This window comes from Allomesorhizobium camelthorni, assembly GCF_011045125.1.
Lineage (GTDB): Bacteria > Pseudomonadota > Alphaproteobacteria > Rhizobiales > Rhizobiaceae > Allomesorhizobium > Allomesorhizobium camelthorni.
This window is the reverse complement of the sequence record NZ_JAAKZF010000050.1, coordinates 1-14,038: the sequence shown is the minus strand read 5'-3', so window position 1 is coordinate 14,038 and position 14,038 is coordinate 1. Positions and strand designations below refer to the sequence as shown.

The window sequence follows — 14,038 nt, the reverse complement described above, 5'->3', positions numbered from 1 at the left end:
GAAGAGAACGCCGGCGGGAATACCCGCCGGCTTTCTCGCCTAATGGCGTCCTCTGCGGAAATCCTTGCGCTGCGGCATCTCCTCCTTGACCACTTTGCCGTCGTCGTTGCGGTCCATCAGCGCGAACATCTTCTTCTGGCGCGACTCGATCTCGGCCGCCGTCAGCATGCCGTCGCCATCCGTGTCGAAGCGGTCGACGATCCGCTGCGCCCGGCGTTCGGCCCGCATGCGCTCGATGGCGGAGGCGATTTCGGCCACCGTCATCTTGCCGTCGCCATCGGCATCCGCCGTGCCCATGCGGGTCTTCATCGCCGCCGAGAACTCCTCGAAGGTGATGTCGCCACTCTTGTCGGCGTCGGTCCGCTCGAAGCGCATGCCTCGCATGTCGCCGCGCCTGCCCCCATTGTCCGCGGCCATTGCGGAGCCTGCGGTTCCGGCGAGCGCAAGAAACGCAATTGCGAGTTTGGTCGATTTCTTCATGGTCTTCTCCTGTTGCATCGTCACCCCCGATGCGGTTCGAAACGGATCGTCGGACATCCCATCGCCTTCATTTCCGTTTCGCTCGAAGCAAAAGGTCGAAATGGCTTCGCACCCTTTGCGCCGTCTCCTTGACGTGCGCTTCAAGCACGCCGAATTCGGGTAGATCGGTCGCTCGCAGCATCAGGTCGGAAAGACCCGGCGGCACGTCGTTGCGGTCGAATGCGCCAGTCAGGCAGAGCCGCATCATCTGCGTCAGCGCGAGATAGAGCGCGTAGGCCTCGCACAGGTCCTGCCTCACCTGGGCGTCCGCGAAACCCGGCGCAAGCCGCGACAGGATTTCGGCCGTGCCGGTCGCGCGGCCGCCCGGCTCGACCTTGTGCGTCAGCACCACGATCTGCGCAATGAATTCGAGGTCGATCAGCCCGCCTGGAATAAGCTTGATGTCCCATTGGTCGCGCGGCGGCTTCTCTTTCTCAAGCAACTCGCGCATCTCGACCGCATCCTTCGCGATCTTGCCGCGGTCGCGCGGCAAATCCAGCACCGCAGCCACCTCGGCCTCCGCCTCGGCGCAAAGCGATTTGTCGCCGGCGACCGCCCTCGCCCGGGTCAGCGCCATATGCTCCCAGGTCCAGGCGTGCTCGCGCTGGTACTTTCGGAACGCATCGATATGGGTGGCGACCGGCCCTTTGTTGCCCGAGGGGCGCAGGCGGAGATCAAGCTCATAGAGCACGCCCTCGGCCGTCGGCGCCGAGACCGCAGCGATCAGGCGCTGCGTCATGCGCGCAAAATAGTGCGAGGGCGCCAGCGGCTTCTCGCCGTCGGATTCCTCGGTGTCTTCGTCGTGATCGTAGAGCAGGATCAGGTCGACATCCGAGCCCGCGGTAAGCTCCCGGCTGCCGAGTTTGCCCATGCCGAGGATCGCCGCCCGGCCGCCTGGAACCCTGCCGTGACGCCGTGCGAACTCGACCATCACCGCATCGAGCGCTGCGCCGATCGTCAGGTCGGCGAGGTCGGAAAATGCCTTGCCGGCACGCGCCGCGTCGATCGACCCGGCAAGCAGCCGCACGCCGATCAGGAATTTTTGCTCGGCAGCGAAAATGCGTAGCCGGTCGAGCACCTCTTCGTGCACCTTCGCGCCTTCGAGAAAGGCCGAAAGCCGCCCGGCCAGATAGGCCCGGTTGGGCAATTCGGAGAGCAGCGCCGGGTCGAGCAGCCCGTCAAATACATGAGGACGGCGGGTGATGATGGCGGCAAGCCTGGGGGCAGCACCCATGATGGTCGCCAGCAGCCTCAGCAGCGCCGGATTGGACTGCAGCAGCGAGAAAAGCTGGATACCGGCCGGCAGGCCGGCCAGGAACTCGTCGAAGCGCAACAGCGCCTCGTCTGCGCGCTGCGTCGATCCAAACGCTTCGAGCAGCGCCGGCGTCAACTCGGTCAGCCTTTCTCGCGCTTCCGCCGACTGCGTGGCGCGGTAGCGGCCGAAATGCCAGGTGCGGATCACCCGGCAGATATCGCTCGGCCGCTGAAAACCCAGCCGGTGCAGCGTCTGCAGCGTATCGGGGTCGTCGACATCGCCGGTGAACACCAGATTGCCGATGCCGGAGGAAAGTTCCGGCGCGGTCTCGAACAGAGCCGCGTAGTGCCGCTCGACCTCGTGCAGCGAGGCGCGGAAGCGCGCCGAAAACGCATCCGCGTCCGCGAAGCCAAGCATGTGGGCAATCCGCTCAAGCCCCTCCTCGTCCTCCGGCAGGATATGCGTCTGCTCGTCGGCGACCATCTGGATGGCGTTCTCCACCCGCCGCAGGAACCAGTATTGGCTCGTCAGTGCCTCCCGTGCCTCGGCGGTAATCCAGCCGCGCGCCGCCAACTCGCCGAGCATCGGCACGGTCTGGCGACCGCGCAGTTCGGGAAAGCGGCCGCCGGCGATCAGTTGCTGCGTCTGCACGAAGAACTCGATCTCGCGAATGCCGCCGCGCCCAAGCTTGACGTTGTGGCCCTTCACCGCGACATCGCCATGCCCCTTATGCGCGTGGATCTGGCGTTTGATCGAATGGACGTCGGCGATTGCGGCGAAATCCATATATTTGCGCCAGACATAGGGCTGGAGTTCGCGCTGGAAGGCGGCGCCTGCCACGAGGTCGCCGGCCACAGGCCGCGCCTTGATCATCGCCGCGCGCTCCCAGTTCTGGCCGCGGCTTTCATAGTAGTTGAGCGCCGCCGCCACCGGGATGGCGAGCGGCGTCGATCCCGGATCGGGGCGCAGGCGCAAATCGGTCCGGAATACGTAGCCGTGCTCGGTCCGGTCCTGGAGAATACGCACCAGCCGGCGCGTCAGCCGGGCGAACAGTTCGGACGCATCATAAGGCTCGATGACCGCCGGCGCCTCGGGATCGAAGAATACGACGAGGTCGATATCGGACGAGAAATTGAGTTCGTGCGCGCCGAGCTTGCCCATGCCGAGCAGGATCCAGCCAGAGCCTTCGGCCGGCCGTTCGGGATCGGGCAGTTTCAACCTGCCCTGGAAGTGCGCCTCGCGAAGCAGGAAATCCGCAGCGGCGGTGGTGCATGCGTCGGCAAGGTCGCTCAGCCTGCCGACGGTCGTCTCCGTGTCGGCCTCGCCTGCCAGATCGGCAAGCGCGATCAGGAAATGCGCTTCAAGCTTCAGCCGGCGCAGATCCATCATCAGGCTTTTTTCGGATACCGATTCCGTCCGCACGGCGGCGGCAATCTCGGCTCGGATGGAAGCAAGCCGCGCCTCGATCGTGTGATCGAACAACGCGTCGAGGATTTCCGGCCGGCGGCGGGCGCAGTGGCGCATGAAGGCCGACAGGTCGAACACGGCGGCAAGCAGATCCTGCTGAGGACCCTTGCCGGCCAGAAAAGCCGCGAGCCGTGGAAGACCGGCCTCGCCGGCTGCGTCGGCGATCTCGGAAAGCTCGCGCCGGACCCGCGTCGGGTCGAGCGGCTTCAGCGCCATCGCTGGCCTGATAAGCAGTTCCGCCGTCCTCGCCTTGGCCGCCTTAGCCGTCGCATTTGCCGCCATCTACGCGCCCCGCTCCGGAAAACTCATGATGACCGATAATCCGGGATCGACGGGCAAAAGATCAAGCCGCCCGCCGTGGAACGTCATGACCGCCTTGGCGAGGCTGAGGCCCAGCCCGGAGCCGGGCTGCGTTCGGCTGTGTTCGAGGCGCACGAAGCGCTCGGTGGCGCGCTGCCGATCCGCGTCGTCAGGAATGCCCTGGCCGTTGTCGGTGACAGTGAGCCTGACCTCGCCCGCCTTTTTCTCCAGCGCCACGCGCACCACCGGCTTTTCCGTCGCGCCCGCCGAATATTTGATCGCATTGTCGACGATGTTGGAAAGCGCCTGGCCGATCAGTTCGCGGTTGCCCTCGACCACGAATTCGCCCGCGACCTTGGCCTCCAGCCCCACGCCGACCTCCTCGGCCGCCGGCTCGTAGAGTTCCACCACGTCGCGCACCGCATCCGCCAGATCGACCTTGGACACGGATTCGGCGGAGTAGCCGGCCTCCAGCCGCGAGATCATCAGTATCGCATTGAAAGTCCGTATCAACTGGTCGGATTCGGCGATCGTGCCTTCCAGCGCTTCGCGATACTCCACCGTCTCGGGCTTGCCCGCCAAGGCCGCCTCGGCGCGGTTCCTCAGCCGCGTCAGCGGCGTCTTCAGATCATGCGCGATGTTGTCGGAAACCTGCTTCAGGCCTTCGTTCAGATTCCCGATCTTGGCAAGCATGGTGTTCAGATTTTCGGAAAGCCGGTCGAATTCGTCGCCGGCACCGGTCACCGGCAGCCGCCCGGAGAGATCGCCGCCCATGATGCGGCGCGAGGCTTCCGAGACGTTGTCGATGCGCTTCAGCGCGTAGCGCCCGACGAAATACCAGATCAGCAGGCCGCCCAGCCCCATCATGCCGAGCGCCACCATCAGCGCGCGCCGCACCACGACGCGGAAGCGTTCGGGTTCGCCGAGATCGCGCCCGACCAGCAGGATCATCCGGTTGGGCAATCTCAACACCAGCGCGATGGCGTCGTGCGTCGAGCGGGCGACGTCGTCCTGCTCCGGTGAGGCGATTTGGCGGCGCTCGCGGTTTGTCTCGCCAAAGCGCTGGTAAGCGAACGGGCGCTCGGTCCAGCCGTCGGTTTCGAGGACGCCGAATTCGAGGCTTTCCACATTGCCGGAAAGGATGCGGCCATTGGCGTCGGCGATCAGATAGAGGTTCGCGCCTGGCTGGCGCGCGCGCCGCTCGACCGTCCTGACGAGCAGCGGCAGGCCGCCGCGCTGATAGGCTCGGCCAAGCCCCTGCACTTCCTCGTTGATGGTCTGCTGCGTCTGCGCCGTCAGCATGCGGACCGAGAGCGACGTCATGTAGAAGACCAGCAGCACCGCGCAGGCGGCGAATAGCAGCAGGTACATCGCCGAAAGCCGCGCCGCCGTTGTCTTCATGATGGCCGGCAGCGCCATCGGTCAGGTGGCCTTGAGCATGTAGCCGGCGCCGCGCACCGTATGCAGGATCGGGCTGTCGAAGCCCTTTTCGATTTTGCCGCGCAGCCGCGAGACATGGACGTCGATCACGTTCGTCTGCGGGTCGAAATGATAGTCCCAGACGTTTTCTAGCAGCATTGTGCGCGTCACCACCTGGCCGGCATGGCGCATCAGATATTCGAGCAGCTTGAATTCGCGCGGCTGCAGCGAGATCTCACGCCCGCCGCGGCGCACCGTGTGCGACAGCCGGTCGAGTTCGAGATCGCCGATGCGGTAGACGGTGTCGGCTTCCTTGAAGCTCGCCCGCCGGTTGAGCACTTCGACGCGCGCCAGAAGCTCGCTGAAAGCATAGGGTTTGGTGAGATAGTCGTCGCCGCCGGCCCTGAGGCCCGTCACGCGGTCGTCGACCTCGCCCAGCGCCGAAAGGATCAGCACCGGCGTGGTGTTGCCACGCGACCTCAGCCCGGCAATGACCGAAAGCCCGTCGCGCCGCGGCAGCATGCGGTCGACGATCATCACGTCATAGTCGCCTGAATCGGCGAGCGCGAAGCCGGTTTCGCCGTCGCCCGCCACATGCGCGGTGTGCCCCGCCTCCGTCAGCGCCTTCTGCAGGTAATCGGCCGCCTCGCGGTCGTCTTCGATGACCAGAATCTTCATCCGGTCACTATACGCAATTTCTTCATGGGCTACGGGTGCGTTCTTCATGGGTAGCTCCAACGAATACGGCAGCAGGCGATGGGCGCCTGCCGCCGCCGGAACCGGTACGGAGTACGAGGGATACAAGCCGGTCCCGTCTTCTCCGGCGCGGCGGCTCGGGGGTGCTGAGACCGCGCGCGCCGGAAACGTCATCAACTTGCGGCTACAGGCAGCGCCACGAACAGGTTTGCGTCGTCGCGCATCACCTGCACCAGGACCGACTTGCGGCCGGCCTTGGCGGCTTCCTGCATCGCCTTGGAGACGTCGGCTGCGCCGTTTACTTCGGCCGAGTTGACCGAGGTGATGACGTCGCCGGGCAGGATGCCGCGCGCGGCCGCATCGCTGTCGGGCGCGACGTCGGTCACGACCAGGCCCTTGCCGTCATCGGCGGTGGTCACCGTCAGGCCGAGATCGGCAAGCGTGCCGGTCTCGGTCTCCCCTGCCGGAGCCTGCGGATCGAGCGCAGCCTGCTGCTGCTCGCCGGGCAGTTCGCCGAGCTCGAGCTTCACGGCCTCGTTCTTGCCGTTGCGCCACAGGGTGACCTCGACGGTCTTGCCGGGCTCGATGCCGCCGATGAGGCGTGCGAGTTCGCGCGGCGAGGCGACGTCCTTGCCGTCGACCTTGGTGATCACGTCGCCGGCGACGATGCCGGCTGCCTTGGCCGGGCCGTCGGGCTGGGCTTCGGACACCAGTGCGCCCTTGGCATCGGCCAGGCCGAGCGATTCACCGATCTCGTCGGTGACAGGCTGGATCTGGACGCCGAGCCAGCCGCGCGACACGCTGCCATCCTTGATCAGTTCGTCGACGACCAGTTTCGCGGTCGAAGCCGGAATGGCGAAGGCGATGCCGACATTGCCGCCCGAAGGCGAGAAGATCGCGGTGTTGATGCCGACGACTTCGCCCTTGAGGTTGAAAGCGGGACCGCCGGAATTGCCGCGGTTCACCGCAGCGTCGATCTGGATGAAATCGTCGTAAGGGCCTGCGCCGATGTCGCGGCCGCGGGCCGAGACGATGCCGGCCGTGACGGTGCCACCAAGGCCGAACGGATTGCCGACGGCCACGACCCAGTCACCGACGCGAACCTTGCCGTCATCGGCGAATTCGACATAGGTGAATTTGCGGCCGTTTTCCTCGACCTTGAGGACAGCGAGGTCGGTGCGCGGATCGGTGCCGATCAACTTGGCGTCGAGTTCGTCGCCATTGTCCATCACGACGACCAATTCGGAGCCGCCCTGGACCACATGGTTGTTGGTGACCAGGTAGCCGTCCTCGGAGATGAAGAAGCCGGAGCCCTGCGCCATCGGGCGAGCCTGGCCGCGGCCGCCGCGACGTTCGAAGCGCCGGCCGCGATCCTGGTCACGGTCGCCAGGGAACTCGCGGAAGAAGCGCTTGAGCGGGTGGTCGTCCGGGAGATCTTCGAAGCCTTCCGGGCCAGTGAAGAAGTCGCCGCCGCGTTCGGCCGCAGGCGCGAAGCTGGCCTTGACCTGGACGCTGACGACCGCAGGCGAAACACGCTCGACGATATCGGCGAAGCCGGGGGCCTGCGCCTGGGTTTCGACGGCCACGGCTTGGGCCAGCACCGGCACGGTGCCGGAAGCAACAGCGCCGAAGCCGACCGCGCCAGCTACGGCTACGGAGGCTACAGCGGCCAGAAGCCGCTTGCGGGTGCGTGAAACGGGATTTCCTTGGGTGTTCATCGTATCTCGTATCCTCTTCTGCGGATTCTGCGGATGCGCGGAGGCTGCATCGCTGGCAAAAGAGATAGAGATCGGCACATTACCGCGCCATTTCCGGCGGATGAATTTTTGGTAATGTCGAGGGCGTCGGCAACTGATACTGGAGGACTGCCGGCTCCGGAACTTTCCTTCGCAACGCACACGGCCTACGGTGCGGCGCAGGACGCATGCTCCCACTGGATGAGACAATTGGCTGAAACGGAAGACCCGGCGGCGGTTCAGGCCGAGATCGCGTTCTGGCTGATCGGCCCCGCCCGGCAGCACGGCACTCCGGAGGGGATCGTCGGAGGTTTGGCGGAACGGTTGGTCGACGCCGGCATCCCGCTGCGGCGCGTGCGGATCGGCCAGTCGGTCGCCAATCCGCTGATCAGCGCATGGGGCGTGATATGGACCAGCGGCGGCGGAGCCGAGCGCTATACGGTGCCGCGCGGCATGCTCGCAACGGACTCTTACAGAGGCAGCCCGTTCGAGCACGTCGTCGTCACGCGGACGAGCTTTCACCACTCGCTCGAACAGTTGGTCGAGGGACGAGACCACCCGGTCCTGTTCGAACTGGCGGCCGGCAGCACCGACTATCTCGCGCTGCCCATCGAATATGGGGACGAATCGGTTCAGGTCGGCGCCTTCACCACCGACCGCCCGGGCGGCTTTTCCGAACGCGAGGTTGCGCTGATCGAAGCGCTCGCGCCGGCAATCGCCGCTGCGCTGGAGCCTGCCGCCATGCGTCATTCGATGGCAAGCCTGCTCGAGGTCTATCTTGGCGCCGGTCCCGCCGACCGTATCGGCAAAGGCGCTTTCCGGCGCGGACAGACGACGGAGATCGAAGCGGCGGTGCTGGTCACCGATCTGCGCGATTTTACCGGGCTCTCGGAACGGTTGCCGCCGGGAGATCTGCTGGAGAGCTTGGGAAGCTACTTCGAGGTCGTCGTTGACGCCGTGCGGTCAGAGGGCGGCGATGTGCTGAAATTTGTCGGCGACGGCGTGCTTTCCGTCTTCTCGGCCGAGGAGCACGGCCGCGAAGAGGCATGCATGCGTGCCGCCCGCAGCATCACCCAGGCCTTTGGACAGCCCGCCGTTTCGAACAGGCCCTTCGTTGCCGCAATGCATGTCGGCCCCGTCGTCTACGGCAATATCGGCAGCCTCGATCGCCTCGACTTTACCGTCGTCGGCCCGACCGTGAACTATCTCAGCCGCCTCGAAAGCGCGGCCAAGCTGCTCGACAAGAAGGCCGTCTGCTCGAAAGAAGTCGCCTCAATACTGCCAGCGAGCATGGTCCGCGATCTCGGCCGGCATACGCTGAAAGGCTTCGCCGGCCCGCAAGCGGTGTTCGAGCTAAAGGCAGTCGAACGGTAACTGAGCCGCAGGGAATCAGCCCCTATCCGATTTGCAGTCGGCATGGATCATCGACATTCGCCATGATCGCTCTCGCTCCTTGGCAACCGCCCTGTCGGGGGCCTAGCATACGTCAGGGTATGGGAGATTTCGATGACCTCAAGCTTCAATGTCCACGATGCGGCCGGCTATGAGCAACTCATGGGCCGCTGGAGCCAAAAACTCGCGCCTCTATTCATCAACTTCGCGGGAGTTTCGGACGGCGAAAAGATTCTCGACGTCGGCTGCGGCACCGGCAGCTTGACCTTCGCGCTCGCCAAGGCCGCTGATCTCGGCGAGATCGCCGCGATCGACTATTCGCCCGTCTTTGTCGCGGAGGCGAACCGGCGCAATACGGACCCGCGCATAAACATCCGGCAGGCGGATGCCTGCGCCTTGCCCTTCGAGGGCGGCACGTTCGATCGCGCCTTGGCACTGCTCGTGCTCCATTTCGTGCCGGAAGCCGGCAAGGCAGTGGCCGAGATGCGCCGCGTCGTGCGGCCGGGCGGCTTGGTCGCGGCGGCCGTGTGGGACCATCTCGGCGGCATGCCCGGGATGCGCATGATGGTCGACACGGTGGCGGCACTCAGCGAAAGCGGGCGCCAGTTGCGCGCCCGCTATTGCTTCCAGCCGATGATGCAGCCGGGTGAAATGAAACGGACCTTTGTCGAGCAGGGGCTAGTGGACGTCAAGGAAACCCAGCTGATGATCCGCATGGACTATCAAAACTTCGACGACTACTGGACGCCGATTGCCGCGGGAGAAGGGCCGCTCGGCAAGTATGTGGCCACGCTCGACGCCGCGGAGCGGGCGCGCACCAGTGCCGCCGTGCGCGACGCCTACGAGGCCGGCCGGCCCGACGGCCCGAGGTCCTTCGCGAACGTCGCCTGGGCCTGCCGGGGCATAACTCCCTGACCCGACGGCCTGCGGAGGCGTAAAACTTTCCAAGATCTTGGCGCCTGAACAGTTCGCCCCGGCCGCGCCACGACGCACCGCTATTTCTCGACCTCCGCGAGGATGCGGCGGAGCGCCGCCTCTTCCTCTTCAGACAGTTTGGGCTCGGTTCGTCGCCTGGACCGAGCGGAGAGCACTGCAAAGACCCCGCCGCCGATGAGCAGGATGAGCGGCGTGCCCCACAGCAGCGCATTGCGGATGCTGAAGCGGGGCTTCAAAAGCACGAACTCGCCGTAGCGGGAAACGATGTAGTCGATCACCTCGGCGTCGCTGTCTCCGGCCTTCAGCCGGTCACGCACCAGGACCCGCAAATCGCGGGCGAGATCGGCGTCGGATTCGTCGATCGACTGGTTCTGGCAGACCATGCAGCGCAATTGCGCCGACAGGTCTCGCGCGCGCGCCTCCAGAGCCTGGTCCTGCAGGACCTCGTTCGGCTGAACGGCCCCCGCCGGCGCTGCAAAAAGCAGAGCCAGGGCCATTGCGAGGCCGGCAAGCGCCCGCTTCATATCGGCAGTCCCGAAACAGGCTTTTCCGCAGCCCGATGCGCGCGCCGCGACGGCGCACCGACGCGGAGCCGGCGATCCATCAGCGATACGGCGCCGCCGATCATCATCACCAGCCCGCCGGTCCAGATCAGCGTCACCAGAGGCTTCCACCAGACCCTGACGACCACGCCGTCATCCGCCGTCGGATCGCCGAGCGAAACGTAGAGCTGGCTTGGCCAGATCGTCTTGATCCCGGCCTCCGTCGTCGGCATCTGGCGGGCCGTATAGAAGCGCTTTGAGGAAACAAGCTCGCTTTCAGCCTCGCCGTGCGCGTCGATCAGTTCGAAACGCCCCCGCTCCTCGGTGTAGTTCGGCCCGCGCGCCGGCGTCAGTCCGTCGAAGAGAAGCGTGTAGCCTGCGATTTCCATCGTCTCGCCCGGGCGCATCGCAAGGATCTTTTCCTGCTCGAACGACAGCACGCCGACAAGCCCGAGCGTCGTCAGCCCGACGCCGAAATGGGCCAGCGCCGTACCGAACACCGATTTCGGCAGGCCGACCAGGCGGTGCAGCATGACGTGCCCCGAAACGCTGCCGAAGCCGGATTTCAGCGCGAGATCGGTCAGCGCTCCGAGGATCAGCCAAACCGCCAGGCCGATGCCGAGCGCCGCGAACACCGACGCGCCGTCGACGAACATCATCACCACGAGCACCGCCAGTAGCGCGCCGGCGAATGCCGCCATCAGCCGCTGCCCTGCCCCGTAAAGGTCGCCGCGTTTCCAGGCCAGCACGGGGCCGAACGGGACGACCACGAGCAGCGGCGCCATCAGCGGTCCGAAGGTGAGATTGAAGAACGGCGCGCCGACCGAGATCTTGTCGCCGGTAATCGCCTCCAGCACCAGCGGATACAAAGTGCCGACCAGTACAGTCGCGGTGGCGGTGGTCAGGAAGAGATTGTTGAGGACCAGCGCGCCCTCGCGCGAAATCGGGTGAAAGACGCCGCCGGCGGCCAGGCTGCCGGCGCGCAGCGCGAAAAGCGCCAGCGAGCCGCCGATGAACAGCGTCAGGATGCAGAGGATGAAGACGCCGCGGCTCGGGTCGGTGGCGAAGGCGTGCACCGAAGTCAAAACGCCGGAACGGACGAGGAAGGTGCCCAGCAGCGACAGCGAGAAGGTCAGGATGGCGAGCAGCAGCGTCCAGATCTTCAGCGCCGAGCGCTTTTCCATGACGATCGCCGAGTGGAGAAGCGCCGTGCCGGCCAGCCACGGCATGAACGAGGCATTCTCGACCGGATCCCAGAACCAGAAGCCACCCCAGCCCAGTTCGTAGTAGGCCCAGTAAGAGCCCATGGCGATGCCGCCGGTCAGGAACATCCATGCGGCCAGCGTCCATGGCCGCACCCAGCGCGCCCAGGCGGCGTCGATCCTGCCTTCGATCAGGGCTGCGACCGCGAAGGAGAAGCAGACGGAAAAGCCGACATAGCCGAGATAGAGCATCGGCGGATGCACCGCGAGGCCGATATCCTGCAGGATTGGATTTAGATCGCGGCCTTCGATCGGCGGATCGATGATCCGCACGAAGGGGTTCGACGTAACCAGGATGAAAAGCAGGAAAGCCGCGCCGATCCAGCCCTGCACGGCCAGCACATTGGCGCGCAGCGTCGCGGGGAGATTGGAGCCGAATACGGCCACGAGCGCCCCGAAAAGCGTCAGGATCAGCACCCAGAGCAGCATCGAGCCTTCGTGATTGCCCCAGGTCCCGGTGACCTTGTAGAGCATCGGCTTCAGCGAGTGTGAATTCTCCCAGACATTGGCGACCGAGAAGTCGGATTGCACATAGGCCATGGTCAGCGCGGCAAAGGACAGCGCCGTCAGCGCGAAGCCGGCGACCGCGACCGGACCGCCCACCGCCATCATTCGCTCGTTGCCGGTGCGCGCGCCGAACAGCGGCACGACCGACTGCACCAGCGCCATTGCGAAGGCCAGAACAAGTGCGAAATGTCCGGTTTCGACCATGCCGCTCAATTCTCCTGCCAGACGCCCTTGGCCTTCAGGCTGTCGGCGACTTCCTTGGGCATGTAGGTCTCGTCATGCTTGGCCAGCACTGAGTCCGCGACAAACACGCCGGACGGCGAGAAGCTGCCCTCGGCGATGACGCCCTGCTCCTCGCGGAACAGATCCGGCAAAATGCCGACATAGGTCACGGGCACGGAGCTTTCCATGTCGGTCACCGAGAAGGCGACCTCGGTTCCCTGCCCGCGCACGATCGTGCCTTTCTCGACCAGGCCGCCGAGCCTGATCCGCTGGCCGGGCTCCAGCGTCGCCGCCTGCAACTCGGCCGGCATATAGAAGAACGACGCCTTCTGGCCGAGCGCATAGAAGGTCAGCGCCGTCGCAGCGCCCAGAAAGGCGAGTGCGCCGGCGATCACCGACAGGCGTTTCTGCTTTCGCGTCATCCGTCCTCTACTCCGTCGCCGCCACGCCGAGCGTAGCGGCAAATTCGGCGAATTTCTTGCCCTCTTCCGTCGCCGGACCCAGCGCTTTCAAACCACGGTCGAGCGCATCCTTGGCCTGGTCGGGCTTGCCCAGCACCATGTAGGAACGCACCAGCCGCGACCAACCTTCCGGATCCTGCGGATTTTGCCGCAGTCTTTCATCGAGCCCGGCGACCATGGTTTCGATCATCGCGGTCCGGTCGGCCGCCGGCATTTCGGCCGCCTGGTCGATGTCTTCCTGGCTAGGCCCCGCCCCCTCGCCGCTTTCGCCAGCCGTCAGGCGACTTCCAGCGGCGGCGATCGCCTGCTCGACCGCCTCGCGCCAGGGCGAACCTTCCGGCAGTCCGTCGGCCAGTGCGCGCCACGCCGCCTGCGCTTCGGCGGTCCGGCCTTCCTGGGCCAGCGCCACCGCCAGATAATAGCGCGCCTTGGCATGGCCGGCTTCCAGCGCCAGCGCCCGTTCGAACGCCGCCTGCGCCTCCGCCGAAACGATGCCGCCGCCAGCGCTCATGATCGCCTCGCCGAGACCGGCCTCCCGGTCGGCGGTCGCGCCTTCGAGGCGGATCGCGTTGCGGTAGGCGGTCACCGCCTCTGCGGAACGGCCGGTGCGCAGATAGATCGGCGCGAGCACGTCCCAGCCGCGCCCGTCGGACGGATTGGCGGCGAGATGCGCCTCCGCGCGCGCCACGAGCTCCTCGACCGAACTTTCGGCCGGGTTCTGCTCCAGCCTCTGTTCGAGCGGCTGCGAGGGGTTGCCAGGAGAGCCGATCGTGGCGTAGACGCCCCAGCTTATCAGCGGGACGGCCAGCACCGCGGCAGCGCCGATAGCCCGCCCTGCCCCGGCAAAGCGCGGAGCGGTGGCCGATTGGCCGCCGGCGTTCAGGCGCAGGATGCGCCGGGCGATTTCGGCGCGTGCCTGCTCGGCCTCGGCATCGCCGATCAGCCCGCGCGCCGCATCGCGGTCGATCTCAGCCAACTGGTCGCGATAGACCTCGAGATCATGCGCGTCGGTCGAATCGGCTTTCGGCCGGCTTGTCAGCGGCAGCAGGACCGCCAGGCTGGCGCCGAAGGTCAACAATGCGGCAACGATCCAGAACAGCATGGTGTTCTCAATAAAGAGCCACGGCCCGCCTGCCAACATTGCAGGCCTGCGGCTGATTGACGGTCGCGAAGACTGTCAGGTCTAAGATGCGCCCCGATTCAGGCCCGGAAGCGCAGAAAGCCGCCATTGCAGGCCGGCCTCACATCGATCCAACCAGAATACGCCGGGATTCAGGTCAGGCCGCGGCGAAAATGGTGGATTTCGAGAACCGGAGCGGAGCGG

11 protein-coding genes are annotated in these 14,038 nt (G+C 65.8%); 2 read left to right on the top strand and 9 right to left on the bottom strand.

Translation table 11 applies throughout. From position 1 onward, the window contains the following. Positions 1-39: 39 nt before the first annotated feature. The 5 genes from G6N73_RS24990 to G6N73_RS24970 all read right to left on the bottom strand — a co-directional run bounded on the left by G6N73_RS24990 (position 40) and on the right by G6N73_RS24970 (position 7,374). Positions 40-480 (bottom strand): EF-hand domain-containing protein, encoded by a 441-nt coding sequence (locus G6N73_RS24990; RefSeq protein ID WP_246252548.1) that lies wholly within the window; start codon positions 478-480, stop codon positions 40-42. 67 nt (positions 481-547) lie between these two features. After that, positions 548-3,523 carry a bifunctional [glutamine synthetase] adenylyltransferase/[glutamine synthetase]-adenylyl-L-tyrosine phosphorylase gene (locus tag G6N73_RS24985; protein WP_165032585.1) on the bottom strand — a complete coding sequence of 992 codons (2,976 nt, stop codon included), beginning with the start codon at positions 3,521-3,523 and terminating at the stop codon, positions 548-550. After that, positions 3,524-4,960, bottom strand: coding sequence for a sensor histidine kinase (locus G6N73_RS24980; protein ID WP_165032583.1), 1,437 nt, complete (start codon positions 4,958-4,960; stop codon positions 3,524-3,526). It abuts the gene before it with no gap. A gap of 3 nt (positions 4,961-4,963) precedes the next feature. Beyond that, a complete protein-coding gene (locus tag G6N73_RS24975; RefSeq protein ID WP_165032623.1) occupies positions 4,964-5,638 on the bottom strand; it encodes a response regulator transcription factor in 675 nt (224 codons plus the stop codon). Positions 5,639-5,829: 191 nt separating this feature from the next. Continuing rightward, positions 5,830-7,374, bottom strand: coding sequence for a Do family serine endopeptidase (locus tag G6N73_RS24970; protein WP_165032580.1), 1,545 nt, complete (start codon positions 7,372-7,374; stop codon positions 5,830-5,832). Between the two features lie 219 nt (positions 7,375-7,593). Between G6N73_RS24970 and G6N73_RS24965 the strand changes: the two genes are divergently transcribed. After that, complete coding sequence (locus G6N73_RS24965; RefSeq protein WP_425484135.1) at positions 7,594-8,766, top strand: adenylate/guanylate cyclase domain-containing protein; 1,173 nt, start codon at positions 7,594-7,596, stop codon at positions 8,764-8,766. Between the two features lie 132 nt (positions 8,767-8,898). Further along, a complete protein-coding gene (locus tag G6N73_RS24960) occupies positions 8,899-9,699 on the top strand; it encodes a class I SAM-dependent methyltransferase (RefSeq protein WP_165032576.1) in 801 nt (266 codons plus the stop codon). 80 nt (positions 9,700-9,779) lie between these two features. Here the strand turns inward: G6N73_RS24960 and G6N73_RS24955 are convergent, their stop codons facing one another. The 4 genes from G6N73_RS24955 to ccmI are packed head-to-tail and all read right to left on the bottom strand — an operon-like array spanning position 9,780 to position 13,816. Then, entirely contained in the window at positions 9,780-10,244 is a 465-nt protein-coding gene (locus G6N73_RS24955) for a cytochrome c-type biogenesis protein (protein WP_165032574.1), read from the bottom strand. Beyond that, entirely contained in the window at positions 10,241-12,235 is a 1,995-nt protein-coding gene (locus tag G6N73_RS24950) for a heme lyase CcmF/NrfE family subunit (RefSeq protein ID WP_165032572.1), read from the bottom strand. The genes G6N73_RS24955 and G6N73_RS24950 overlap by 4 nt, the downstream gene beginning before the upstream one ends. 5 nt (positions 12,236-12,240) lie before the next feature. Then, complete coding sequence (ccmE, locus tag G6N73_RS24945) at positions 12,241-12,675, bottom strand: cytochrome c maturation protein CcmE (RefSeq protein ID WP_165032569.1); 435 nt, start codon at positions 12,673-12,675, stop codon at positions 12,241-12,243. A gap of 7 nt (positions 12,676-12,682) precedes the next feature. Further along, on the bottom strand, positions 12,683-13,816 hold the full coding sequence (ccmI, locus tag G6N73_RS24940; RefSeq protein WP_165032567.1) for a c-type cytochrome biogenesis protein CcmI: 1,134 nt from the start codon (positions 13,814-13,816) through the stop codon (positions 12,683-12,685). Positions 13,817-14,038: the final 222 nt, after the last annotated feature.

Bases quoted from the DNA above. Each gene is read 5' to 3' on its own strand.
- G6N73_RS24950 (WP_165032572.1), bottom strand. From the start codon at position 12,235: ATGGTCGAAACCGGACATTTCGCACTTGTTCTGGCCTTCGCAATGGCG.
- G6N73_RS24980 (WP_165032583.1), bottom strand. From the start codon at position 4,960: ATGGCGCTGCCGGCCATCATGAAGACAACGGCGGCGCGGCTTTCGGCG.
- G6N73_RS24960 (WP_165032576.1), top strand. From the start codon at position 8,899: ATGACCTCAAGCTTCAATGTCCACGATGCGGCCGGCTATGAGCAACTC.
- G6N73_RS24965 (WP_425484135.1), top strand. From the start codon at position 7,594: ATGAGACAATTGGCTGAAACGGAAGACCCGGCGGCGGTTCAGGCCGAG.
- ccmE (WP_165032569.1), bottom strand. From the start codon at position 12,675: ATGACGCGAAAGCAGAAACGCCTGTCGGTGATCGCCGGCGCACTCGCC.
- G6N73_RS24985 (WP_165032585.1), bottom strand. From the start codon at position 3,523: ATGGCGGCAAATGCGACGGCTAAGGCGGCCAAGGCGAGGACGGCGGAA.
- G6N73_RS24990 (WP_246252548.1), bottom strand. From the start codon at position 480: ATGAAGAAATCGACCAAACTCGCAATTGCGTTTCTTGCGCTCGCCGGA.
- G6N73_RS24970 (WP_165032580.1), bottom strand. From the start codon at position 7,374: ATGAACACCCAAGGAAATCCCGTTTCACGCACCCGCAAGCGGCTTCTG.
- G6N73_RS24955 (WP_165032574.1), bottom strand. From the start codon at position 10,244: ATGAAGCGGGCGCTTGCCGGCCTCGCAATGGCCCTGGCTCTGCTTTTT.
- G6N73_RS24975 (WP_165032623.1), bottom strand. From the start codon at position 5,638: ATGAAGATTCTGGTCATCGAAGACGACCGCGAGGCGGCCGATTACCTG.
- ccmI (WP_165032567.1), bottom strand. From the start codon at position 13,816: ATGCTGTTCTGGATCGTTGCCGCATTGTTGACCTTCGGCGCCAGCCTG.